19 protein-coding genes are annotated in these 24,566 nt (G+C 71.2%); 8 read left to right on the forward strand and 11 right to left on the reverse strand.

Features of this window, described 5'->3' with window-relative positions; all coding sequences use genetic code 11:
• Window positions 1-6 precede the first annotated feature (6 nt).
• The 3 genes from ABWV20_RS02175 to ABWV20_RS02185 all read right to left on the reverse strand — a co-directional run bounded on the left by ABWV20_RS02175 (window position 7) and on the right by ABWV20_RS02185 (window position 2,244).
• Window positions 7-729, reverse strand: a complete 723-nt coding sequence (locus tag ABWV20_RS02175; protein WP_353353100.1) for an ABC transporter ATP-binding protein — start codon at window positions 727-729, stop codon at window positions 7-9.
• Entirely contained in the window at window positions 729-1,352 is a 624-nt protein-coding gene (locus tag ABWV20_RS02180; protein ID WP_353353101.1) for a PadR family transcriptional regulator, read from the reverse strand. Before ABWV20_RS02180 ends, ABWV20_RS02175 begins: the two co-directional genes overlap by 1 nt.
• Window positions 1,353-1,458: 106 nt before the next feature.
• A complete protein-coding gene (locus tag ABWV20_RS02185; protein WP_353353102.1) occupies window positions 1,459-2,244 on the reverse strand; it encodes a polysaccharide deacetylase family protein in 786 nt (261 codons plus the stop codon).
• A 123-nt stretch (window positions 2,245-2,367) separates the two neighbouring features.
• On the opposite strand from ABWV20_RS02185, the gene ABWV20_RS02190 reads away from it, so the two are divergent.
• Window positions 2,368-3,564 carry a glycoside hydrolase family 15 protein gene (locus tag ABWV20_RS02190; RefSeq protein ID WP_353353103.1) on the forward strand — a complete coding sequence of 399 codons (1,197 nt, stop codon included), beginning with the start codon at window positions 2,368-2,370 and terminating at the stop codon, window positions 3,562-3,564.
• A gap of 71 nt (window positions 3,565-3,635) precedes the next feature.
• Here ABWV20_RS02190 and mce read toward each other — a convergent pair whose 3' ends face one another.
• Entirely contained in the window at window positions 3,636-4,079 is a 444-nt protein-coding gene (mce, locus tag ABWV20_RS02195; RefSeq protein WP_353353104.1) for a methylmalonyl-CoA epimerase, read from the reverse strand.
• 244 nt (window positions 4,080-4,323) lie between these two features.
• Here mce and ABWV20_RS02200 point away from each other — a divergent pair, with 244 nt between their 5' ends.
• From ABWV20_RS02200 to ABWV20_RS02220, 5 genes are all read left to right on the forward strand, one after another.
• On the forward strand, window positions 4,324-5,526 hold the full coding sequence (locus ABWV20_RS02200; protein WP_353353105.1) for an acetyl-CoA C-acetyltransferase: 1,203 nt from the start codon (window positions 4,324-4,326) through the stop codon (window positions 5,524-5,526).
• A 29-nt stretch (window positions 5,527-5,555) separates the two neighbouring features.
• On the forward strand, window positions 5,556-6,524 hold the full coding sequence (meaB, locus tag ABWV20_RS02205; protein ID WP_353353106.1) for a methylmalonyl Co-A mutase-associated GTPase MeaB: 969 nt from the start codon (window positions 5,556-5,558) through the stop codon (window positions 6,522-6,524).
• Between the two features lie 276 nt (window positions 6,525-6,800).
• Window positions 6,801-7,133 (forward strand): thiamine-binding protein, encoded by a 333-nt coding sequence (locus ABWV20_RS02210; RefSeq protein ID WP_353353108.1) that lies wholly within the window; start codon window positions 6,801-6,803, stop codon window positions 7,131-7,133.
• A 147-nt stretch (window positions 7,134-7,280) separates the two neighbouring features.
• Window positions 7,281-8,264, forward strand: coding sequence for a hypothetical protein (locus tag ABWV20_RS02215; protein ID WP_353353109.1), 984 nt, complete (start codon window positions 7,281-7,283; stop codon window positions 8,262-8,264).
• A 14-nt stretch (window positions 8,265-8,278) separates the two neighbouring features.
• Complete coding sequence (locus ABWV20_RS02220) at window positions 8,279-9,253, forward strand: tetratricopeptide repeat protein (protein WP_353353110.1); 975 nt, start codon at window positions 8,279-8,281, stop codon at window positions 9,251-9,253.
• 81 nt (window positions 9,254-9,334) lie between these two features.
• Here the strand turns inward: ABWV20_RS02220 and ABWV20_RS02225 are convergent, their stop codons facing one another.
• A complete protein-coding gene (locus ABWV20_RS02225) occupies window positions 9,335-11,092 on the reverse strand; it encodes a S8 family peptidase (RefSeq protein WP_353353111.1) in 1,758 nt (585 codons plus the stop codon).
• A gap of 222 nt (window positions 11,093-11,314) precedes the next feature.
• Here ABWV20_RS02225 and ABWV20_RS02230 point away from each other — a divergent pair, with 222 nt between their 5' ends.
• The gene (locus ABWV20_RS02230) at window positions 11,315-11,746 is read left to right on the forward strand and encodes a hypothetical protein (RefSeq protein WP_353353112.1); all 432 of its coding nucleotides are present in this window, start codon (window positions 11,315-11,317) and stop codon (window positions 11,744-11,746) included.
• Between the two features lie 7 nt (window positions 11,747-11,753).
• On the opposite strand, the gene ABWV20_RS02235 is transcribed toward ABWV20_RS02230, so the two are convergent.
• Genes ABWV20_RS02235 through ABWV20_RS02260 form a run of 6 tightly spaced genes read right to left on the reverse strand, consistent with a single transcriptional unit; the run spans window position 11,754 to window position 21,691 of the window.
• Window positions 11,754-12,290, reverse strand: a complete 537-nt coding sequence (locus ABWV20_RS02235; RefSeq protein WP_353353113.1) for a hypothetical protein — start codon at window positions 12,288-12,290, stop codon at window positions 11,754-11,756.
• Entirely contained in the window at window positions 12,287-13,933 is a 1,647-nt protein-coding gene (pgm, locus tag ABWV20_RS02240) for a phosphoglucomutase (alpha-D-glucose-1,6-bisphosphate-dependent) (RefSeq protein WP_353353114.1), read from the reverse strand. The genes ABWV20_RS02235 and pgm overlap by 4 nt, the downstream gene beginning before the upstream one ends.
• Window positions 13,930-16,350, reverse strand: a complete 2,421-nt coding sequence (gene glgB, locus ABWV20_RS02245; protein ID WP_353353115.1) for a 1,4-alpha-glucan branching protein GlgB — start codon at window positions 16,348-16,350, stop codon at window positions 13,930-13,932. Before glgB ends, pgm begins: the two co-directional genes overlap by 4 nt.
• Window positions 16,347-17,789 (reverse strand): maltokinase N-terminal cap-like domain-containing protein, encoded by a 1,443-nt coding sequence (locus ABWV20_RS02250; RefSeq protein WP_353353116.1) that lies wholly within the window; start codon window positions 17,787-17,789, stop codon window positions 16,347-16,349. Before ABWV20_RS02250 ends, glgB begins: the two co-directional genes overlap by 4 nt.
• A complete protein-coding gene (gene treS / locus ABWV20_RS02255) occupies window positions 17,789-19,495 on the reverse strand; it encodes a maltose alpha-D-glucosyltransferase (RefSeq protein ID WP_353353117.1) in 1,707 nt (568 codons plus the stop codon). The genes ABWV20_RS02250 and treS overlap by 1 nt, the downstream gene beginning before the upstream one ends.
• Before the next feature lie 3 nt (window positions 19,496-19,498).
• Complete coding sequence (locus tag ABWV20_RS02260) at window positions 19,499-21,691, reverse strand: alpha-1,4-glucan--maltose-1-phosphate maltosyltransferase (protein ID WP_502901742.1); 2,193 nt, start codon at window positions 21,689-21,691, stop codon at window positions 19,499-19,501.
• A gap of 267 nt (window positions 21,692-21,958) precedes the next feature.
• Here ABWV20_RS02260 and glgP point away from each other — a divergent pair, with 267 nt between their 5' ends.
• On the forward strand, window positions 21,959-24,547 hold the full coding sequence (gene glgP, locus ABWV20_RS02265; RefSeq protein ID WP_353353119.1) for an alpha-glucan family phosphorylase: 2,589 nt from the start codon (window positions 21,959-21,961) through the stop codon (window positions 24,545-24,547).
• Window positions 24,548-24,566: the final 19 nt, after the last annotated feature.

The following is a 24,566-nucleotide window of genomic DNA, read 5'->3' on the forward strand; positions in this document are numbered from 1 at the left end:
GTCGCCTCAGTTCGCGGTGCCGAGCAGGAGCTCGGGCTCGTCGGGTGAGCCGGTCGAGTCGACGATGCGTCCATCACGAAGGAAGACGACGCGGTCGGCCCACGCGGCGTGTCGTGCCTCGTGGGTCACGAGCAGCCCTGCCGCGCCGGCGTCGACGCGCGACCGCAGCACGCGCAGCACGCCCTCGCCGGTCGTGGAGTCAAGAGCCCCGGTCGGCTCGTCCGCCAGCACGAGCCGACGCGAACCCACGAGCGCCCGGGCGATCGCAACGCGCTGCTGCTGACCTCCGGACATCTGGTCGGGGTAGCGGTCGGCCAGCTCCCGCAGCCCGAGCTGGTCGAGCGCGTCCAGCGCGTTGCGCCGGGAACGCCGCACCGAGTCGCCGTCGAGCTCCAAGGGCAGGCCGATGTTCTCGGCCGCGGTGAGGGAGGGGATGAGGTTGAGGTCCTGGAAGACGAAGCCGACCTTGCGTCGGCGCAGCTTGGCCAGGTCGTGGGCGCCGAGCGTCCCGAGCTCGGTCCCGGCCACGGTCACCGACCCGGACGTCGCCCGGTCGAGTCCGCCGGCGAGGTTGAGCAGCGTCGACTTCCCCGAGCCGGACGGCCCCATCACGGCGACGAGCTCACCCGTCGACACGGTGAGACTCACGCCGTCCAGGGCGCGGACCTCGGTCTCCCCTGACCCGTGCACGCGGGTCACGTCCTCGATGACCAGCATCGGCGTCCCCATCACTTCTTCCCCTTCGAGGCGCCTTGCGCACCAACAGTTTCGGACCCCGCCCCGTCGTCAAGCTCACCGCACAGCGTCGCCGGGCCCCGCGGCATACGGCCTCGGTGGCGGGCCAGCGCGGACTCGATGTGGTCGAGCCAGCGGGCCTCCGCCTCAGCGGCGAAGAGATGGTTCTCCAGGACGAGGGACCAGGCGAGGTCACGGCCGTCGGCCGGCTCGTCGGCCCGCGCCTTGAGGCGGGTGAGGTCACGCAGGTGCCTCAGGGTCGCGGTGCGCTGGGCCTGGACGACGGCAGCGACGTCGACCCCCGGCAGCGTCACCGCGAGCGCGAGCTTGATGACGAGCTCGTCGCGGGGGGAGGCGTCGCGGGTCACCGGTGTCAGCCACCAGCGGGAGGTCTCGGCCCGGCCCGAGTCGGTGAGGGCGTACTCGATGCGTCCCTCGTCGTCGCCCCCTGAAGCGACGACGAGGCCATCCCGCTCGAGCCGGGCGAGCGTCGTGTAGACCTGCCCGACGTTGAGCGGCCACGTGCCGCCCGTCCGGGCCTCGAACTCGGCGCGCAGCCGCGCCCCGTACATCGGCTCCTGCGCGAGGAGGGCCATCAGCCCCTGCCTGACGGACATCGTCTCCCCCTGTATACCGAGTATCTACTCCGACGTCCGCAACGTATACCGAGTATGTCGAGGGGTCAAGACCGTCCTCGGGCGAGCCTGCGCGCTCAGCACGCGGTCAGACGGCGGCCAGCAGCTGCGAGACGGTGACGAGCTCGTAGCCGTCCGCTCGGAGACGGTCGATGAGCCGGTCCAGGTGGTCGATGGTGCGGAGACGAGCGGGCGACCCCGTGTCGTGGGCGAGGATGATGCTGCCCGGGCGGACCTGTCGGGCCAGGTCGTCCACGGCGCCGTTGGGGTCCGCCACCGCCATGTCCTCCCGCGCCTGCGCCGACCAGAACACCATCGTGAGCTCGGCCTCCGCTGCCGCGAGGAGCGCCGCCCCGCCGAGGTGGCCGTAGGGCGGGCGGAAGAGCGTGGGTCGCTGGCCGTAGGTGCGCTCCATGAGGTCACTGGTGCGGCCGATCTCGTCCTGGCAGCGTTCCAGGGCGAAGCGGGCCAGGTCGGGGTGCTCGAAGGTGTGGTTGCCGAGTTCGTGAACGCCGAGGCTGTCCGCGTGGATCGGACCGTGGTCCCGCACCTTGCGGCCGACGCAGAAGAAGGTCGCGGGGGCAGCGGCCCTGCGGAGTGCCGCCAGCACCCGGGGCGTCCAGTCGGGATCCGGGCCGTCATCGAAGGTGAGCGCGACCCGCCGGCCGGTCCCGGTTCCTCCCCAGGCGACCTTCGTCACGGTGGCCGAGGTCGGCGAGCGGTCCGCGTGGACGTCGCTCTCCGGACCGCCGTAGAGGGGCAGCGGGGTGTCCGCGGCCAGACCATCACCGACCAGCTGTCCGGCCCGGGTCACAGCGCCTCCGACGACGGCGGCGCCCCCGAGGGCCAGCGCTCGGCGCCGAGAGATGTGCATAGCCGGATTATGGGCCGTCCCGGCCGCCGGCACCGGGGGTTCGTGACCTGGGCCGCGCACGGGCGATTCCGGGCCGCGCGATACCACTCCCATGACACACTGCTGCCAGGTCTAGGGGGTGCAGTGCGGCGTCGTCGTGCCTGGGTGTCCCTCCTCGCGCTCCTGGTCGTGGGCGCCGGGGGCTCGTTCGCCGTGCCGAGCGAGCCGGAGCCACTGCCGCTCCTCGCCAACGGCGGGTCGTGGGCCAGCGGCCGCACGGATGACGCGCCCGGCCGAGACGCGGCTCGGGCCTGGCTCGACTCGGGCACGGTGCCGGGCCTGGCCCCGCAGCGTGAGGTCGTCGAGCGGGCCCTCCTCGACCTCCGCGCGCTGACCCGCCCCAACGGTGCCGTCGCGGCCGGACCGACCGGACCCTGGGCCTACGCCTGGCCGCGGGACAACGCCTTCGTCGCCGTGGCCTACGCCGTGACGGGGCATGCCGACGACGCCTGGCGCGTCCTCCGGTTCTTCGTCCGGGCGCAGCTCGACGACGGCGGCTTCGATGCGCGCTACACCCTCGACGGGTCCGGCGTGCCCGACAACCGGCCGCGTCAGACCGACGGGGCCGGGTGGCTGCTGTGGGCGATCGACGCCGTCCGACGCGAGACCGGCCAACCCGTGCCGGCCGACCTCCGCGCGCTGCGGGACCGGGCCGTCGCCCGCGTCCTCGCCCTGACTGCCGCTGGCCGACAGCTCCCGCCGGCGTCCCCCGACTACTGGGAGGTGCCCGAGCGACGGGTCACCCTCGGGACGGTCGCGCCACTCGCGGCGAGCCTCGAGGCGGCGGCGAGAAGCTATGCGGCCGAGGGTGACCCAGTCCGCTCGCACGCGTCGGCCACAGCCGCGGCGGGCCTTCGGTCGGTGATCCGAGACCGTTTCGGGCCCGCCTACGAACGGCACGGTGACCGCGGCGGCCTCGACGCGGGCGCGGCGATGCTCCTGCCGCCGTTCGCCTCGTCGGCGGACCCAGCGGTGCTCGCCGCAGTCCGCGGCTACGCCGAGCAGGCCGTGCGTCCCGCCGGCGGGCTCGCCCCGGGCGTCGCGTGGAAGTCGGACGGGGTGTCCTGGACACCCGAGACGGCGCTCGTCGCCTACACGGCGGCGGTCTCGGGCGACCGTGCCCTCGCCACGCGGTGGCGCGACTGGCTCGCCGCCCACGCCACGGGCTGGGGCAGCCTGCCCGAGAAGGTCCTGCCCGACGGTCGCCCCGCCGGACCGGCGCCGCTCGCGTGGACCGCTGCCCTGTTCGTCCTCATCGAGGCCGAGCTCGCCGCGCTCTGAAACACACCCGGTTGTCGACTGCCCCCGCCGCCTGCAGGGCGCCGGACCGGTCGCTAGGCGGGTGTGTTGCGTCAGTGGTGGGCGTCCGCCGCCGGCTCGACGAGCTCGACGAGCACCCCGCCCGCGTCCTTCGGGTGGATGAAGTTGACCCTGCTGTTGCTCGTCCCCCGCTTCGGCACGTCGTAGAGCAGCCGCAGGCCCCGCTGCCGCAACGTGTCGCACACGGCGTCGATGTCGGTGACCCGGTAGGCGAGCTGCTGCATCCCCGGCCCGCTGCGGTCGAGGAACTTCGCGATCGTCGACTCGGGCGAGAGGGGTGCGAGGAGCTGGATGCACGACCCGGAGTCCCCGACGCCCATCATCGCCTCACGGACGCCCTGCTCCTCGTTGGTCTCCTCGTGGAGCATCGTCATCCCGTACTTCTCCGAGTAGAACGCGATCGCCTCGTCGAGATCCGGGACCGCGATGCCGACGTGGTCGATGTGGGTGAAGAGGGGGCCGGGGAGTGTCGTCATGCGGCCCAAACTAAGGCGGATGCCCGTGGGTGACCAGCCGCGGACCGCGTGCCCTTCGCCACGCGGCGGCGGGAGGGCTGGGACCCGGGCGTGGGCACCCGAGCGAGCTCAGCGGCATACGGACGATGCCGTATGCCGCTGAGCCCGCTCCCGCGTGTGGCTCTCGTCATGCGGTGGGGGGCCTTCTCAGGCGCCGCGTCTAGAGTGGACCGGACATCACCAAAGACGTTGGAGAGGCATTTCCATGACTGACCGTCCCGTGTCCGTGATCGTTGCCGGAGCCCGCACCCCGATGGGCCGGCTGCTGGGATCGCTCAAGGACTTCTCCGGCGCGGACCTCGGTGGCATGGCCATCAAGGGCGCCCTCGAGAAGGCTGGGGTCGCTCCCGATCAGGTCGACTACGTCATCATGGGCCAGGTGCTCCAGGCCGGCGCCGGGCAGATCCCGGCCCGCCAGGCCGCAGCCAAGGCCGGCATCCCGATGACCGTCCCCTCGATCACCATCAACAAGGTCTGCCTGTCGGGCATCAACGCCATCGCCATGGCCGACCAGCTCATCCGCGCCGGCGAGTTCGACATCGTCGTCGCCGGCGGCCAGGAGTCGATGACCAACGCGCCGCACCTGATGACCAAGTCCCGCGAGGGCTACAAGTACGGCGACGTGACGATGCGCGACCACATGGCCTACGACGGCCTGTGGGACGCCTTCACCGACCAGGCCATGGGCCTGCTCACCGAGCAGGCCAACACCGGCGAGCAGGCCTTCACCCGCGAGGAGCAGGACGAGTTCTCCGCCCGTTCGCACCAGCTCGCCGCCAAGGCCTGGAAGGACGGGCTCTTCGACGACGAGGTCGTCGCCGTGTCCATCCCGCAGCGCAAGGGCGACCCCATCGAGTTCAAGTCCGACGAGGGCATCCGGGCCGACACGACCGCCGCCTCGCTCGCCTCGCTCCGCCCGGCCTTCGCCAAGGACGGCACCATCACCGCCGGATCCGCATCGCAGATCTCCGACGGGGCCGCCGCGGTCGTCGTCATGAGCAAGGCCAAGGCCGAGGAGCTCGGCCTGAGCTGGGTCGCCGAGATCGGCGCCCACGGCGTCGTCGCCGGGCCGGACTCGACGCTGCAGCAGCAGCCGGCCCGCGCCATCGCGAGGGCCTGCGAGAAGGAGGGCATCACGCCCGCCGACCTCGACCTCGTGGAGATCAACGAGGCGTTCGCCGCCGTCGGCCTCGCCTCCGCCAAGGAGCTCGGCATCGACGTCGAGAAGATCAACGTCAACGGCGGCGCCATCGCGCTCGGGCACCCGATCGGCATGTCCGGTGCGCGCATCGCCCTCCACCTCGCGCTGGAGCTCAAGCGGCGCGGCGGTGGGGTCGGCGCGGCCGCACTCTGTGGTGGTGGCGGCCAGGGCGACGCCCTGATCGTCCGGGTTCCCAAGACCGCCTGATCACCGGCGCTGCGCGTTCGTCCGCACAGGTGAGCTCACGTCGCTCCGTTGATGTGCCCGCCCTGGTCGAGTCGGCCAGGGCGGGCTCTCCGCGTGCCGTCGCGCGCCTCATCTCCCTCGTCGAGGACGGCCACCCGGCCCTCCGCGAGGTCATGGCGGCGCTCGCTCCGTACACCGGAAGGGCCTGGGTCATCGGGCTCACCGGGTCGCCCGGCGTCGGCAAGTCCACGTCGACGACGATGCTGGTCGGCGCCTTCCGGGCGCGCGGGCTGAGGATCGGGGTCCTGGCCGTCGACCCCTCGTCGCCGTTCTCCGGTGGCGCCCTGCTCGGCGACCGGATCCGCATGCAGGACCACGCCCTCGACCCGGAGGTCTACATCCGGTCGATGGCCTCGCGCGGCCACCTCGGCGGCCTGTCCTGGTCCACGCCCCAGGCGATCCGCGTCCTCGACGCCGCCGGCTGCGAGGTGATCCTCGTCGAGACGGTCGGGGTCGGGCAGTCCGAGGTCGAGATCGCCGGGCTCGCCGACACCTCGGTCGTGCTCCTCGCCCCGGGCATGGGCGACGGCATCCAGGCCGCCAAGGCCGGGATCCTCGAGATCGGGGACGTCTTCGTCGTCAACAAGGCCGACCGCGACGGCGCCGACGCGACGGTGCGGGACCTGCGACACATGATCTCGCTGGGTGACCGGACCGAGCCCGGTCTCTGGCGGCCACCGGTCGTCAAGACCGTGGCGGCGCAGCAGATCGGACTCGACGACGTGATGGAGGCGCTCGACAAGCACCTGGCCCACATCGACGCCAACGGAGACCTCCGGCGCCGCCGTGAGCGCCGCGCCGCCGACGAGATCGAGTCCATCGCGCTTGCCGCCCTCCGCACCCGGTTCGGGCACGTCGGTGGACACCAGGGCCTCGGCACGCTCGCAGCCCGCGTCGTCGACGGAGCGACCGACCCCTACAGTGCGGCCGACACGCTCCTGACCCAGCTCGACATCTGACCGGCGGGTGCGCGCGACTTTCCCGCACGCGCGGGAGTGGCGCGGTCTGGGCCGGCCGGTGCGCGCGACTTTCCCGCACGCGCGGGAGTGGCGCGGTCGGGGGCCGGGGGGTGCGCGCGACTTTCCCGCACGCGCGGGAATGGCGCGGGCTGGGCCGGCGGGTGTGCGCGACTTTCCCGCACGCGCGGGAGTGGCGCGCGCCGGGCTCGGCACCTGCGGCAGGAGCGGGACGGCACCGGCGGTCCGGGAGCGAGCTCAGCGGCATACGGTGTGGGCATGTTGATCGCCTTCTCCGTCGCTCCTGCCGTGGCCGCTGACGACACCGGCTCAGTGAGCGACGCCGTCGCCAGAGCCATCTCCGTCGTCCGCGAGTCGGGACTGCCCCACCGCACCGACGCCATGTTCACGACCATCGAGGGGGAGTGGGACGAGTGCATGGCCGTCGTCAAGCGCTGCTGCGACGTCATCGCCGAGGCCTCCCCCCGCGTCGGCCTCGTCCTCAAGGCCGACATCCGGCCCGGCTTCACCGGCGAGCTCGACGGGAAGCTCGCCCGGCTCGAGGCTGCGATCGAGCGCCGGACCGGCGTCCCGGCCCCGCAAGACGCCTGATCCACGGCTCAGCCCGAGCCCTCAACACCACGCCTCTTACCACATCGATTTGCGAAGCCCCTGCGGGCCTTGCGTATGGTTGAGGGCGGCCGTCCCCGGCCGCACGGTCGTGTCACCCCGACCGACGTGTCACCGAAAGGCTCCTCTATGCCCCGCCCCGCCAGCCGCCGACGCGCTCTCGTCGCGGCGCTCGCCACCCTCGTCGTGCTGAGCGCCTGCACCGGGAACGCCGACGAAGGCGTGGAGACGCAGCCGACCCCCGTCGTCGCGGCCACCGCCGCGACGATGACAGCGGACACCAGCCTGGCCGCGGCCGTCGCGGCCCTGGAGGACTCGACGCCGGCGGGGGAGGCCGCGCGCGAGGCGGCATTCACCGGCCCGGCCCTCGAGTCGGCGCACGCGTGGGCCACGACGCTGCCCGCCAAGACGGCTCAGCAGAAGGCCGACGCCCGGCTCTCGGCGAGCGGGGCGAAGGTCATCGGGGTCTCCCGGGTGGGTGACGAGCCCCGGCAGATCCTCGCGCAGACGACCTTCGAGAAGACGAAGGCACCCGTCCTCGCTCTCCTCGTCGCCGAGGCTCCAGGCTCCGACTTCAAGGTCGCGGCTCTCACCCCGATGCTCGCCGAGTCCCGTGTCGATGCCCTCGACCCCACGTCGGTCGGGTCCGAGGCCATCGGCGACGGTGCAGGGCTCGCTGCCCGGCCCGCAGATGTGATGCAGGCGTTCGCCGACTCCGTGGCGTTCCCGGACCCCAAGGAGACGACCCTCCTCGTCGAAGACCCCCTGACGGCGCAGCTGCGGCAGTCTGCCCGAGCCCAGGCCAAGGCGGTCTCGGCGAGCGGCAGCTTCGCGCAGTCCCACGAGCCGGGGGATGTCATCGGCGGCCTGCGCCTCAAGGGCGGCGACGGAGCCATCGTCTTCGCCAACATCGTCCGCTCCGACAACATCGCCCTGCGCCGAGCGTCGAAGCTCACCCCCTCCAAGGACTTCACGCGGCTGACCGGGATCAAGCGGATCACCAGCGAGGCCAGCCTGACGTCCAACCAGATCATCGCCTTCGTCATCCCGGCCACCGGCGCCGCCCGGATCGTCGCCGCCACGGACCAGCTGGTCGCAGGCACAGGACGGTGAGGCAGGATTGATCCATGAGCCAGCAGCCCTTCACCGCAGCAGCCTTGCGCGGTGCCGTCGACCTCTCCTCACTCAAGCGTCCGGCCCCGTCGGCTGGCCCCGCATCCTCCGCGGGTGCCGACCCCACCACCTCCGGGGTCGCTGCCGGCGTCATCGTCGAGGGTTCTGACGCAACGATCCGTGACGTCATCGCCGCGAGCACGCGTCACCCGGTCGTTCTCGTCCTCTGGTCGTCGCGGCTCCCCGAGTCCGGCACCTTCGTCACGACGGCCAAGCAGGTCGCCCAGCGGTACGCCGGCCGGTTCCAGCTCGTCACCGTCGACGTCGACACCAACCCGGCCACTCTGCAGGCCTTCCAGGTCCAGGCGGTGCCCGTCAGCTTCGCGCTGATCCAGGGCCAGCCCGTGCCGCTCTTCGAGGGGGTGCAGCCCGAGCAGCAGCTCGCGGCCGTCATCGACCAGGTCCTCGCGCTGGCGGCCAAGAACGGCCTGACGGGGCGCGTGACCGCCGCGCCAACGGACGAGACCGGGGCGGGGGCCGGCGAGGACGGCGCGGAAGCCGAGGACGCGGCCGCGCTCCCGCCACTGCACCAGAAGGCCTTCGACGCGATCGAGGCCGGCGAGCTCGACGAGGCCGCCGACGCCTACCGGGAGGCGCTGGCCCAGAACCCCGCCGACACCGATGCCAAGCTCGGCCTGGCCCAGGTCGGACTGCTGCAGCGCACCGCCGGCGTCGACCTCGCTGCTGCCCGGGCCGCTGCGGCTGCGTCCCCGACCGACGTCGACGCGCAGGTGCTCGTGGCCGACCTCGACCTGCTCGGCGGGCACGTCGAGGACGCCTTCGCGCGTCTGATCGACACGGTGCGGGCCACGGCGGACGCCGACCGCAACAAGGCTCGCGAGCACCTCGTCGAGCTGTTCGACGTCGTGGGGACCACCGACGAGCGCGTGGTCAAGGCGCGCAAGGCCCTGATGAGCGCCCTCTTCTGAGGACGACGATGCCGCCCGCTCGAGGTGAGCGGGCGGCACCGGGTGGATCGTCAGGGGCGCCGACTGCGCCCCCAGGTCGGACTACTCGACCGCGTTGGCGGCGTTGACGATGCCGTCACCGTAGAAGCCGTTGAAGTCCTCAGTGCCGACGCAGGTCGCGTCGAACTCCGCCGACCGGCCGACGTTGGTGTACGACTGCGTCCCGCCCTCGGGGCAGGCGTGGTCGCGAGCGGTGTCCATGAGGATGCTGCGGGTCATGGCGGCAGCCAGCCCGAAGTCCTCGACCGACGTCCCGGAGCCGTGGGCTCCGACGACGAGCGCCGCAACACCGGAGGCGTGGGGGGCCGCCATCGACGTGCCCTGGAGCCACTGGTAGTACCCGCACTCGGCGGTGTTCTCGTTGTACTTGCCGTTGGTGCACGACTTCAGCACGCCGAAGCTGCGGCCCAGATGGGTGATGTTGCCGTTCTTGTCCACCTCACCCGACGCCTGGAGCACGTGGAGCGGGGCCGCCGACAGGATGAGGTTGCCGTTGGTCCGGTACGAGCTGGTGCCGAGACCATCGCGGTACCAGCCACCGGGGGCCGAGACCTCGATCTCACCGGAGGTGAGGTCGGTCGTGTAGTTGGAGAAGTCCGACTTGCGCTCGGACGGGCCGAGGGCGGAGACGCCGATCACGCTCGGGCCCTCCGTCGGCAGGTCGAGACACTTGGAGTTGTCGATCGTCCGCTCCCACGGCGTCGTGTCCCAGTCGTAGACGGGGTTGTCGTAGTCGGGAGACGAGAAGTCGTGGCGGGGCTTCGACAGGTCCTCGTGGTTGTTGCCGAGGGCGCCCACGAGTGCCACGCCGTGCTCAGTGGCGTAGCCGAGGGCTCGGGTCATCGCGTCGATGATGAGGTTCTGCTCGGCAACGGCCTCGGGGAACTGCTGGTCCTCGGGCGCGCCACCGCGGCAGTTGTAGAGCCACGGGTCGACGTAGAACGACATGTTGACGACGTCGATGCCGGTGTCACCGGCGTAGGTGAGGGCGTTGACCACGGGGCCGAGGAAGAAGTAGCCGCTGTCCTGGCCACCGCGGATGTTGACGATGCTGGCGTCGGGGGCGATGCCACTGATGCCCACTCCGTTGAGGGCGGCACCGATCGTGCCCGCGACATGGGTGCCGTGGCCGTTGTCGTCCACATTGGCCGGGTCGATGCAGTCACTGGTCTCGCACGGGCCGTCGATCGCCTCGATGTCGGTGGTGAAGTTGCGGGAGAGCGCGTTGTCGAAGTTGGGTGCGATGTCCAGGTGCTCGCCGTCGACGCCGGTGTCGAGGATGCCGACCCGGACCATGTCGCCGGTCTCCGTCGCGCGCGCCGCGAAGGCGTCCACCATCTCGTGGCCCCACAGCAGGCCGTCGAGGGGGTCCGCACCCTCAGGAGCGGCGGGAACCTTCGTGCTGCCGTTGGCCCGGCTCTTGTCGAAGACGTGCTCCTTCTCCACCGGGTCCGGCTTGGCCTTGAGAGCGGTCGGTGCCTGACCCACGGCGCGGTTGAGGGCGGCGCCCTGGACGCCCTTGAGGCTGCGCGCCTTGCTGGCGAACCGGGCATCGGTCGACGTCACCGTGACGAGGCCGATGGCGGCATTCTTGTTGGTGACCTTGGCTCCGGCCCGGGTCAGCTGGCTGGCGAGCTCTGCGGCAGACACACCGCTCTTCGCCAGGACGTAGTACGTGCGGGCCGCGCTGGTGGCCTGGGTTGTCGCCGTGGTGGCCCCTGCGCTGGCTGCCAGGCCTCCCAGACCGGCCGTGGCCAGCGCAACGGCGCTGGTGACCGCGATCATGCGAGATCGTCGCATCCCAAATCTCCTCCGTCTGGATGTGGGCACACCGTCGTGCCCACGGGGTCAACCTAAGCCCTCGCCCCGACCGTCGGAGCGTTAGCGGCGCACCAAATGCGAGCGGAGTCGCGTCGAGTTCTGCGATATCGCGGACGCCGACGGGCTCGAGCGGTGATCATCGGTTGTGACGCAGGTCACCACGCGGGGTGGTCTCGGGGCGTCGACCAGAGGGGAGAGAACATGCTCGGACGTACGACACGGCGGCTGGCCGCGGGAGCGGCACTGGCGGGGGGACTCGTTCTCGGCACCGGCGCGGGGGCTTGGGCACACGAGTGCATCAACTCGAGCCGGTCCGACCGCGGGAGCGAGATGGCCGGTTCGCGCTCGCAGGCCTGGTTCACGATCCACGTGGACGAGGCGATCCAAGGTGACGTGGCCGACGGGTTCCTGACCCCCGAGCAGGGAGCCTGCATCCTCCAGGCCTATGCAGCGACGGGGTCCCCGATGTCGTTCACGATCCACGTCAAGGGGGCCAACGGCAACGACGGCACGCTCGCGGCGAACAACCCGAACGACGGGCTGATGGCCAACGGTCGCGGCGTCGACTCCTTCTTCGCGCTCTACGGCGAGGCGATCTTTGGCGCCTTCGCCGGCTGCGGCGTGGAGTTCTGAGCGAGGGTCACGCTGGGCGGCCGCCGTCGTGGGGATCTGCTGGCTCGGCCGTGAGGACGACGGCCTCGTCGAGCCGAGCCAGCACGGCGGCGGCCGTGACGTCCGGGGCAGGCGCGGGGTCGAGCCAGAGCCCCCACCTCGGTGTCGTCGACCCGATGGGGTCGCCGATCACGATGACGTGCACGGGCTCCGGGGCAGCGAGGTCGAGGAAGTCCTCGAGGTGATCGCCGAGCACGACGTCGTGGACGACGACGTCGAAGCCCTCGAGCTGGAACGTCTCGGCGAGGGCGAGGCAGGCGGACCAGCGCAGCAGCAGCTGCCCGGCGACCGCCGGGTCGGTGGCGGCCCGCAGGGCATCGCCCGCCTCATCGGAGAGCGGCTCGGCTGCGCGTCCCGTCACCACCATGGCGTCCACGACACCGCCGCCGACCACGGCGCACCTCGGCAAGGTCTGCCCGAGCGCTGCCGCGACCTCACCCGCGGTCGCCGTGGACGCGGACGTGACCAGGATCAGCCGGCCCCGAGCCTCCTCCTGATCGCTCATCCCCGCAGCGCCGCGTCGACGACCTCCTTGGCCTCCGCCTGCACCTGGGCCAGGTGCTCGGCGCCGCGGAACGACTCCGCATAGATCTTGTAGACGTCCTCGGTCCCGGAGGGCCGGGCCGCGAACCACGCGCTCTCGGTGACCACCTTGAGCCCACCGATGCGGGCGCCGTTGCCGGGCGCCTCGGTCAGCTTGGCCGTGATCGACTCGCCGGCAAGGGAGTCGGCGGCGACATCGGTGGCGGCGAGCGCCGCGAGCTTGGCCTTCTGGTCCCGGTCGGCCGGGGCGTCGATCCGCGCGTAGGCGGGGGCGCCGTGGCGCGCGGCGAGGTCGGCGTAGTGCTGGCTCGGGGTCCGGCCGGTCGCGGCGAGGATCTCCGAGGCGAGCAGGGCGAGGATGATGCCGTCCTTGTCGGTCGACCACACCGTGCCGTCGAAGCGGAGGAAGCTCGCCCCCGCGGACTCCTCCCCTCCGAAGCCGACGGACCCGTCGAGCAGCCCGGGGACGAACCACTTGAACCCGACCGGCACCTCGAGCAGGGTCCGTCCGAGGTCGGTGGCGACGCGGTCGATCATCGACGAGGAAACCAGCGTCTTGCCGATCGCCGTGCCGGCGCCCCAGTGTGGGCGGGCGCCGCCGTAGAGGTAGTGGATCGCGACGGCGAGGTACTGGTTGGGGTTCATCAGTCCGCCGTCGGGGGTGACGATCCCGTGCCGGTCGCTGTCGGCGTCGTTGCCGGTGGAGATGTCGTAGGCGTCCTTGGTGCCGATGAGCGACGCCATCGCCCAGGGGGAGGAGCAGTCCATCCGGATCTTGCCGTCCCAGTCGAGGGTCATGAACGACCACCGCGGGTCGACGTCGGGGTTGACGACGGTGAGGTCGAGGCCGTGGCGCTCGGCGATCTCGCCCCAGTAGGCGACGGCTGCACCGCCGAGGGGGTCGGCGCCGATGCGCACGCCGGCGTCCTTGATGCGGGCGAGGTCGACGACGGTGGGCAGGTCGTCGATGTAGGTCCCCATGAAGTCGTATGCCGCTGAGCTCGCTCGGGCGCGCTCGTAGGGCACCCGATGGACGTCCTTCAACCCCCCGCGGATCAGCTCGTTGGCGCGCGCCGCGATCACGGACGTGGCGTCGGTGTCCGCCGGCCCCCCGTGGGGCGGGTTGTACTTGAACCCGCCGTCGGCGGGCGGGTTGTGGGACGGGGTCACGACGATGCCGTCGGCCAGGCCGGAGGGGCCGGAGCCCTTGCCCCGGTTGGCGCGCAGGATCGCGTGGGAGACGGCCGGAGTCGGGGTGAAGCCGTCACGGTCGTCGACGAGGACGTCCACGCCGTTGGCGACGAGGACCTCGAGGGCCGATCGCCAGGCGGGCTCGGACAGGGCGTGGGTGTCTCGACCGATGAAGAGCGGGCCGTCATAGCCCTGCTTCCTCCGGTAGTCGCAGATGGCCTGGGTGGTGGCGAGGATGTGGTCCTCGTTGAAGGCGGTGGCGAGGCTGGACCCTCGGTGGCCCGACGTGCCGAACGAGACCTGCTCGTCAGGGTTGTCCACGTCGGGGTGACGGTCGTAGTAGGCACTGGTCAGCGCGTCGAGGTCGACGAGGTCCTCTGCCCGGGCGGGCTGCCCGGCGCGGGGGTGGGTCATGGGTTCTGTCCTTCGCGTTGGGCTTCGTCCGGCAGTGATGCCGGCGCGGTGGCCTCCGGGGCCGGTCCCGCAGTGGGGTCCGCAGTGGGGTCCGCAGTGGGGTCCGCAGTGGGGTCCGGAGTGGGTCCGGCCGCGGTCTCCGGGGAGCGCACTGCACTGGGTTGGCTGCTGTCGGGTGCGGCCTGGGCGGCAGCGGGCGGCGACTCCGGGATGAGCCAGACCGCGGAGAGTCGCGGCACGGTGATCGTCGCCGTGTGGTCCTGGCCCTGCCAGGCCTCCGGGTGTGACTCGACGATGACCCCCGTGCTGCTCGGCGCGCCCGGGTGGTAGCCGGCGGTGTCGAGGACGACGCGCCAGGACCCTCCACGCGGCAGGCCGACTCGGTAGCCCTCCTGGGTCTCGCCGCTGAAGTTGACGACGCAGGCGACGACAGCGGCGTCGTCGGCGCGGTCGCCCGTGCCGAAACGCAGCCAGGCGAACGTGTTGTGTGCCGCGTCATCGGCATCGAGCCACTGGAAGCCGGACGGGTGCGAGTCCAGCTCCCACAGCGCGGGGTTGGCGCGATAGATCCCGTTGAGGTCCTTGACGAGGTTGTGGACCCGGTAGTGCAACGGCTGGTCGAGCAGCCACCAGTCGAGGCTGCGGCCCTCGGACCACTCGGACTCCTGGCCGAACTCGCAGCCCATGAAGAGCAGCTGCTTGCCGGGGTGGCCCCACAGGTAGGCGAGGAAGGCGCGCAGAGTCGCCACCTGGTCCTCGCGTGAGCCTCGCGACTTGCGGAGCAGGGAGCCCTTGCCGTGGACGACCTCGTCGTGACTGATCGGCAGGACGAAGTTCTCGGTGTAGGCGTACATGAGCGAGAACGTCAGCTTGCCGTGGTGGTGGCTCCGGTAGATCGGGTCCTGGCCGAGATAGCTCAGGGAGTCGTTCATCCAGCCCATGTTCCACTTGAAGCCGAAGCCGAGCCCGTCCTGGTCGGTCGGCTTGGTCACGCCCGGCCACGACGTCGACTCCTCGGCGATGGTGACGATGCCACGGACCCGCTTGTAGGCGGTTGCGTTCGTCTCCTGCAGCAGCGCCACGGCCTCGAGGTTCTCGCGCCCGCCGTGCCGGTTGGGCACCCACTCGCCGGCGTTGCGCGCGTAGTCCAGGTAGAGCATCGAGGCAACGCCGTCGACGCGCAGGCCGTCGACGTGGAACTCCTCGAGCCAGTAGAGCGCGTTGGCGACGAGGAAGTTGCGCACCTCCGGTCGGCCGTAGTCGAAGATGTTGGACCCCCACTCGGGGTGCCAGCCCAGACGTTTGTCGGGGTGCTCGTAGAGCGGCTGCCCGTCGAACCGCGCCAGGGCCCACTCGTCGGTGGCGAAGTGTCCCGGCACCCAGTCGAGGATCACGCCGATCCCGGCCTGGTGGAGCGCGTCGACCAGATGGCGGAAGTCGTCGGGCGTGCCCCACCGCGAGCTCGGAGCGTAGTAGCCGGTCACGTGGTAGCCCCATGAGGGGACGTACGGGTGCTCCATGACCGGAAGGAACTCCACGTGGGTGAAGCCGGCGTCGCGGACGTAGTTGACGAGATGCTCGGCGAGCCCGCGGTAGCCCAGACCCTGGCGCCAGGAGCCGACGTGCACCTCGTAGACGCTCATCGGCCCGACGTGGGGGTCGGAGCTGCGGCGCTGCGCCATCCACTCGTCGTCGTGCCATGCGTAGTGGGACTCGGTGACGATGGCTGCCTGCTTCGGGGCGACCTCCGTCATCCGGGCCATGGGGTCGCTCTTGAGCCGGACGATGTCGTCGGCGCCGCGGATCGCGAACTGGTAGTTCATGCCCGCCTGGGCCCCCGGCAGGAACAGCTCCCAGACCCCTGACTCGCCGAGTGCCCGCATCGGGTGTGACAGGCGGTCCCACCCGTTGAAGTCGCCGATGACGTGCACCGTGCGAGCGCGCGGCGCCCACAGCGCGAACGACACACCCCAGACGTCGCCGAGGGGACCTGCGTAGTGGCGCCGATGCGCACCGAGGACCGTCCAGAGCTGCTCGTGCCGTCCCTCATTGATCAGGTGCCGGTCGATCTCGCCGAGGGTCGGGGCGAAGCGGTAGGGGTCGTCCTGCTCGTGCTCGACGCCGTCGTCGTAGGTGACGAGGAGCCGGTAGTCGTGGGTGCTCGTGAAGTCGGGTGAGGTCATCGACCAGATGCCGTCGCGGACGTGGAGGAGGTCGACCTCGGCCCCGGTGTCGAGTCGGGCCCGCACCGAGCGGGCCAGCGGCCGGTAGCAGGTGATGGTGAGCCCGCCGGGCCCGACATGGTGGCCCAGCAGGTCGTGCGGCTGGCCGTTCCTGCCGTGCAGCAGAGCGTCGATGGCACCGTCGTCGAGCGTCGGTCGAGGGGTGGGGGGCCCGCCGGGGAGTTCTGGGCTCATCGTGCAGGGCCTTTCTCGGAGAGGATCCGGTCCACAGCGTGGACCGGGATCTGCAGCCACGACGGGCGGTTGCGGGCTTCGTAGACCACCTCGTAGAGCGCCTTGTCGAGCTCGAGCACCCGGACGAGGGTGCGGCCGTCGGCGTCGAACTCGCCGGCCACGGACTCGTAGCCGGCGAGGAACGCCTGCCGGCAGTCGGCGGCCCACGCCTCGGGTGCCGCGTCGGCACGCCCGGCGTCGGTGAGCCGCACCGAGCCGGCGGCGTAGTCGAACGACCGGAGCATGCCGGCGATGTCGCGTTGGACGAGGTCCGGACGGACTCGCTCCGACAGCGGCCGGAGCGGCTCTCCCTCGAAGTCCAGGGCGACCCAGCCGCGCTGCGGCACGTCGAGGACCTGGCCGAGATGGTAGTCACCGTGGATCCGTTGCAGCGGCGGCCACCTCACCGTCCGCACCCGGCCGAGCAGGTTGTCGACGTCGGCCGCGCGGGAGGAGAGGTCGGGGACGGCGGCCACGGCAGCGGCATACCTCTCGCGCATCGAGCGCAGCAGGGCGTCCTGAGCCTCCGGTGTGGCCTCCTCACGGCCCAGGCTCGCGGCCAGGGAGCGATGGATCTCGGCCGTCGTCACCCCGAGGTCCTCGGCGCGCGCGGTGAAGTCGGTGCCGGCGGCGGCCGCGACGAGAGCGACGCGCCAGGCGTCCTCGACCCCGGGGATGAACTCCTGGGCGAACGCCAGGTGGCCGCGCTGCTCGGCCCCCGAGCCCGTGGGGTCGTCCCAGGCCCCGGACAGGTGCCCGAAGGCAGCCGGGACTCGGGTGGAGCCGTCCCTCGTCAGGGCGGACTGGACGACCACGTCCGGGTTGTCACCGTGCTGGACGATGCGGAACACCTTGACGATGAGCGGCTCGGCCGGGCCGCCGCCGGGCGCGGACATGCGGCAGATGATCGACGTGTTGGACTGCTCGCCCGAGAGCACCGTCGACGAGGTGACGGAGCCGGCTGCCAGACCGGTCGGCGCGCCGACGGCGACCGCGTTGCCCCCGTGGGACGCCTGCGCCGAGTCGCTTCGCCCACCACTGAGGATGGTGTCGACCAGGCCGGCCACGTAGACCGGGTCGTGCGGCCCGTCGTAGACCCAGCGCGGGCCGAGCACACTGTGCTCCATCGTCCCGACGAGGGCGGACTCGGCGCCCTCCAGCGGCGCGCCGCGGTAGGTCAACGGCACCTGGTAGACGACGACCGGGGACGCGGACCGGTCGGCGACGAGGAGCACCTCGACGCCGACCTCGCCCTCGGGATCCTCGAAGCGGAAGCCCCCGACCCGCTCGAGCTGTGGCACCTGCCCCTTCCCGGCATACCACCGTTGCTGCGGCATCCACCGGGTCAGCAGCTCCAGCTTGCTCGGGACGATCGACGCGCCCTTGTGCACGATCGCCATCAGGGCAGCTCCTCTCCGCCGCGCAGCTGGAGCCAGAAGAAGTCCCTGGACCCCAGCGTGATGGTCACCCTGCCGTCAGGTGCGACCCACGGGAACCCGCTGCCTCCGAAGAGGTCGACGAGCTGCCGGCCGGAGAGGCGCTCGGGCAGGGTGATCGTCGCCGCCTGGGGTCGGCTGGAGAGGTTGTTGATGCAGAGCACGGCCTCGGCGGGGTCGTTCCCGTCAGCGTCCATCGCGCGGGTGAAGGCGAGGATCGCCTCGTTGTCGGCCTCGACGACCTCGAAGTCACCCAGCCCGAAGACCGGGTGACGGCTGCGGACCTGGAGCATCCCGCGCAACCAGTGGAGCAGCGAGGCCGACGAGGCCATCTGCGCCTCGACGTTGACGTTGTTGTAGTGGTAGACGAGGCTCGAGATCACCGGCAGGTAGAGCTTGCCCGGGTCGACGCTCGAGAAGCCCGAGTTGCGGTCCGGCGTCCACTGCATCGGCGTCCGCACCGCATCGCGGTCGGTGAGCCAGATGTTGTCGCCCATGCCGATCTCGTCGCCGTAGTAGAGGCACGGAGAGCCGGGCAGGGACAGCAGCAGGGCGTGGATCAGCTCGATCTCCGGCCGCGAGTTGTCGAGCAGGGGAGCGAGCCGCCGACGGATGCCGACGTTGGCGCGCATCCGCGGGTCAGGGGCGTACCAGCCGTACATCGCCGCCCGCTCCTCCGGGGTCACCATCTCGAGGGTCAGCTCGTCATGGTTGCGCAGGAAGGTGCCCCACTGGGTCATCGGCGGGATCGAGGGCGTGTCGGCGAGCACCGAGATGATGGGCTGCGCCTTCTCCTCCCGGAGGGAGTAGTAGAGGCGCGGCATGACGGGGAAGTGGAAGCACATGTGGCACTCAGGGGCCTCCTCGGTGCCGTAGTAGTCGACGACCTCCGCGGGCGGCTGGTTCGCCTCGGCGAGCAGGATCCGGCCCGGGTACTCCTCGTCCACCATCGCGCGGAGCCGGGCGAGGAACTCGTGGGTCCTCGGCAGGTTCTCGCAGTTGGTCCCCTCCTCCTCGAAGAGGTAGGGGACGGCGTCGAGCCGGAAGCCGTCGATGCCGAGGTCCATCCAGAAGCGGACGATGTCGAACATCGCCTCCTGGACGGCTGGGTTCTCGAAGTTGAGGTCGGGCTGGTGCGAGAAGAACCGGTGCCAGAAGAACTGACGCCGCACGGGGTCGAAGGTCCAGTTCGAGACCTCGGTGTCGACGAAGATGATGCGGGCGTCGGGGTACCCGTCGTCGGTGTCCGACCAGACGTAGAAGTCGCCGTACGGACCGTCCGGCTCCGCGCGGCTCGCCTGGAACCACGGGTGCTGGTCGCTCGTGTGGTTCATCACGAAGTCGGTGATGATCCGGATCCCCCGGGCATGGGCCTGGGACACCAGCTCGGTGAACTCGGGGAGCGTGCCGAACTCCGGCAGCACCGCCTTGTAGTCGGCGATGTCATAGCCACCGTCGCGCAGCGGGGAGGCGTAGAACGGGGGGAGCCAGAGACAGTCGACGCCCAGCCACTGGAGGTAGTCGAGCCGACCGATCAGGCCGGTGAAGTCACCGGCGCCCGAGCCCTTGGAGTCGGAGAAGGCTCGGACGAGCACCTCGTAGAAGACCGCCTTGCGAAACCACTGGGGGTCGTGCTTCAGGCCGGGTTGGGCGAGGTTGAGTCCCTGCATGGATCAGTGGCTCCTCACGCTGAAGATGTGGACGGGCTCCGAGTCGGGGCCCAGGCGCACGAAGTTGTCCTGGCGCCACTCGAAGCTGTGGCCCTGGACGTGGTCGTGGGCCTCGAAGGTCGACCACGTCGCCATGCCCAGGGCCTCCATGTCGAGGTGTACCCACGTCTCGCGGGTCGCGTGCGGATCGAGGTTGGCCACGACGAGAACGGTGTCGCGCTGGCCGTCGACGAGGCGGGTCTTGGAGTACACGAGGAAGCTGTCGTCGTCGGCCCGGTGGAAGTGCAGGTTGCGCAACCAGCGCAGGGCCGGGTGCCAGTCACGGATCTCGTTGAGCCGCTTGAGATACCACGCGAGTGACCGTCCGTCGAGGGGGCCGCCGGGCTCGTAGAGGTGCCACTGCCGGTCCTTGTACTCGTACTTCTCGTTGTCGAGCTGCTCCTCGGCGCCCGGGCGAGCGACGTGCTCCATCAGCTCGTAGCCGGCGTAGATCCCGTAGGTGGGCACCATGGTCGCCGCGAGTGCGGCCCGCAGCTTCCACGCGGTCGGGCCGCCGTACTGCATGTAGGGCGTGAGGATGTCGTGGGTCGTCGGCCAGAACGACGGGCGCATGTAGGCCGCCGCATCCCCGGCGAGCTCGCGGCCGTACTCCTCGAGCTCCCACGCGGCGTTGCGCCACGCGTAGTAGGTGTAGCTCTGCTGGAAGCCGGCCTTCGCCAGCGCGTGCATCATGGCCGGCTTGGTGAAGGCCTCCGAGAGCCAGATCGTCTCGGGGTGGTCGGTGGCGACGTCGGCGATCAGCCACTGCCAGAAGGCGACCGGCTTGGTGTGCGGGTTGTCGACGCGGAAGATCCGGACGCCGTGGTCGAGCCAGACCTGGATAACGCGACGCACCTCGGCGTAGGCGCCGGCGGGGTCGTTGTCGAAGTTCAGCGGGTAGATGTCCTGGTACTTCTTGGGTGGGTTCTCGGCGTAGGCGATGGTGCCGTCCGCGCGGGTGGTGAACAGCTCGGGATGGGTCTGGACCCAGGGGTGGTCGGGGGAGGCTTGCAGGGCGAGGTCCAGCGCGACCTCGAGGCCGTGGCGCTCGGCCTCCGCGACGAAGAAGTCGAAGTCCTCGAAGGTGCCGAGGTCAGGGTGGATGGCGTCGTGGCCGCCGTCGGGGGAGCCGATGGCGTAGGGCGACCCGGGGTCGCCCGGCTCGGCGGCGAGGGTGTTGTTCCTGCCCTTGCGGGCCGTGGTGCCGATCGGGTGGATCGGCGTGAGGTAGACGACGTCGAACCCCATGTCGGCGATCGCCGGGAGGCGCTGCGCAGCGGTGCGGAAGGTGCCGGAGGTCCACTCGCCGGTCTCGGGGTCGCGCTGCGCGCCCTCGGAGCGGGGGAAGATCTCGTACCACGCGCCGTAGAGGGCACGCTCGCGCTCCACGAGGAGGGAGTAGCGCCGGGTCGGTGAGACGAACTCGCGCAGCGGCATCCACGTGGCCAGGCCCTTGATCTCGGGCGAGGTCGCCGAGCCGAGCCGGTGCGCCGCCGGGCGTGTCTCGTCGCGCAGGGCCGCGACGCCCTTGTCGATCTCGCTGGCATCGACGCCGAGGCCGCGGACCGACTCGGCGAAACGCTCGAGCACGCGGGCTCCCTCTGCGCACATCAGCTCTTCGTCGACCCCGGCGCCGATCTTGATCTCGGCGTCGTGGACCCAGGTGGCGTAGGGGTCGGACCAGCCCTCGACCCGGTAGGTCCACCAGCCGGGGCGGTCGGCCCGGACCGTCGCGCTCCACTCCGAGAGCCCGACGTTGTCGCAGTGCATCGCGAAGTAGTGGTCGGCGCCGTCGGGGTCGGTCAGCACGACCGAGGCGTTGACGGCGTCGTGCCCCTCGCGGAACACCGTGGCCCGAACGACGAAGTCCTCCCCGACGACCGACTTGGCGGGCCGCTGGCCACAGTCGACGAGGGGTCGGACGTCCATGACGGGGATGCGCCCGATGGGGGTGGCCCCACCCGGCATCCCCTCGACCGTCGGGGGCGCGCTGACCTGGTGGGCCGGGGCCAGGTGGACGGCTCCTGCCTCGTTGTCGTCGGTCACCCCGGCCTCCGCGACGGGCATCGCGGTGGGGTCGGGGACGGGCTGCGGGCTCGCCGTTGCGGGCGGTTCGAGGGGCTGGTTCGGACGGGATGTCAAAGGGGAGCCAGTCACGTCATCGACCGTATCGAATGTGGGTCGATTCTCACCCCCCGTGCAGCCTGTGGACTTCTTCCGGCGCGTCGAGCAGGCCGTATGCCGCTGGGCTCGGTCAGCGACACCCGCACCGTTCCTGCCGGGTCCCGCCGAGGACCGGAAGGGAGCGGCCGCTCACGGGTGGCGTGGGTAGGACCGAGCCCAGCGGCATACGACATCACGTTTCTGAAAAGCGTCTGCAAGCACTGCAAGAACTTTCTGCGGGCACCCGTATGCTGTCCCCTCGTGAAGGCAATCCGTCGCTTCAGCGTCCGCACCGTCCTGCCGGCCCGCATCGAGGGTCTCGGCGTCCTGGCGAGCAACCTCCGGTGGTCCTGGCACCCCCCGACCCGGGACCTCTTCGCCAGCATCGACCCGCAGAAGTGGGCTGCGACGAAGGAGGACCCCGTCCGGCTCCTCTCCAGGCTCTCTGCCGAGCAGCTCGACGCGCTGGCCGCCGACGACGACTTCGTCGCGCGGGTCGTCGCGGCCAATGCCGACCTCCACTCGTACCTCACCAACGAGCGCTGGTACCAGAGCTGGAGCCGGGAGCAGGAGGCCGCTGGGCGCGCCGCTCCGTCGGCGATCGCCTACTTCAGCCCGGAGTTCGGCATCACCGCCGTCCTTCCGCAGTACTCCGGCGGGCTCGGCATCCTCGCCGGCGACCACCTCAAGTCAGCCTCCGACCTCGGCGTGCCGATCGTCGGCGTCGGCCTCTTCTACAAGACCGGCTACTTCAAGCAGTCGCTGTCCTGGGACGGCTGGCAGCTCGAGTCCTACCCGGTCCTCGACCCCGACGGGCTGCCCCTCTCCCTCGTCCGCGAGGCGGACGGCACCCCAGCCGTCGTCTCGATCGACCTGCCGGCCGGGCGGATCCTCCACGCGCACATCTGGCGGGCCCAGGTCGGGCGGGTGCCGCTGCTCCTGCTCGACTCCGACGTCCCCGGCAACGACGAGCAGACCCGCAAGGTGACCCAGTCGCTCTACGGCGGGGGCGGCGACACGCGCCTCGAGCAGGAGCTGCTCCTCGGCGTCGGCGGGGTGCGGGCCCTGCGCACCTGGTCCCGGCTCACCGGCGCGCCGGCGCCGGAGGTCTACCACACCAACGAGGGCCACGCCGGCTTCCTCGGCGTCGAGCGGATCACCGAGCTCGTGCGGGACCACGGGCTCAGCTTCGACGAGGCGCTCGAGGCGGTCCGCTCCGCGACCGTCTTCACGACGCACACCCCGGTCCCTGCGGGCATCGACCGCTTCGACGCCCACAAGATCGAGCTCTTCTTCGGCGGTCCCAACGCCATCCCGGGCGTGCCGGTCGACCGGCTGCTGGCGCTCGGCGCCGAGGACTACGAGGGTGGCCAGCCCGGCATCTTCAACATGGCCGTGATGGGCCTGCGTCTCGCCCAGCGCGCCAACGGCGTCTCCCAGCTGCACGGCCACGTGAGCCGCGAGATGTTCGACGGCCTGTGGCCCGGCTTCGACGAGGACGAGGTCCCGATCTCGAGCATCACCAACGGCGTGCACGCGCCGACCTGGGTCGATCGCGCCGTCTACGACGTGGCCCGGCAGTATCTCGGCACCGCCGACATCGCCGGCGCGAACGCCTGGGAGCGGATCGACGAGGTGCCCGCCCGGGCCATCTGGGAGACCAAGCGGGCCATGCGCGAGGGCCTCGTCGCCGACGTGCGGCGGCGCGTGCGGTCCTCGTGGCTCAAGCGCGGCGCCACCGAGGCCGAGCTGGGCTGGGTCGACGACGTGCTCGACCCCGCGGTGCTGACGATCGGCTTCGCCCGGCGCGTGCCGACCTACAAGCGCCTCACCCTGATGCTGAGCGACAAGGCGCGGCTCAAGAGCCTCCTGCTCGACCCGGTGCGTCCCGTCCAGCTCGTCATCGCCGGCAAGTCACACCCGGCCGACGAGACCGGCAAGCGCCTCATCCAGGAGATGGTGCAGTTCGCCGACGACCCCGAGGTCCGCCACCGCATCGTCTTCCTGCCCAACTACGACATCGCGATGGCCCAGCACCTCTACCCCGGATGCGACGTCTGGCTCAACAACCCGCTGCGCCCCTTCGAGGCGTGCGGCACCTCGGGCATGAAGGCGGCACTCAACGGCGGCCTCAACCTGTCGATCCTCGACGGCTGGTGGGACGAGTGGTTCGACGGCCACAACGGCTGGGCGATCCCGACCGCCGACGGCGTCGACGACCCCGACCGCCGCGACGACCTCGAGGCGGCCGCGCTCTACGACCTCATCGAGAACAACGTGGCTGCCGCGTTCTACGACCGCGACGAGGCCGGCCTGCCGCACAGCTGGATCTCGATGATGACGCACACCCTGAAGACGCTGGGGCCCAAGGTCCTCGCGAGCCGGATGGTGCAGGACTACACCGAGCAGCTCTACAGCCCCGCCGCCGGTGCCGGTCGCGCACTCAACGGCCCGGAGTTCAAGGGGGCGCGGGAGCTCGCCGCCTACAAGGCCCGGGTCCACGCCGCCTGGCCGAAGGTCCGCGTCGACCACGTGGAGCCCTCCGGCGTCTCGGACAGCCCCCAGATCGGCGACACCCTGCACGTGCGGGCCTACGTCGACCTCGGCGGTCTGACGCCCGAGGACGTGGAGGTGCAGCTCGTGCACGGACGCGTCACCGACACCGACCAGCTGCGGGAGACGTCCGTCTCACCGCTGGCCTTCGTCGAGGGTTACGACAACGGGATCCACCAGTTCGCGGGGTCGCAGCACCTCACGCGCACCGGCTCGTTCGGCTACAGCATCCGTGTCGTGCCGAAGCACCCGGCGCTGGCGTCCTCCGCCGAGCTGGGCCTGGCCCGCACCGCCTGATCGAGAGAGCAGTTCGCGA

The organism is Intrasporangium sp. DVR (assembly GCF_040365325.1).
Classification (GTDB): domain Bacteria; phylum Actinomycetota; class Actinomycetes; order Actinomycetales; family Dermatophilaceae; genus Intrasporangium.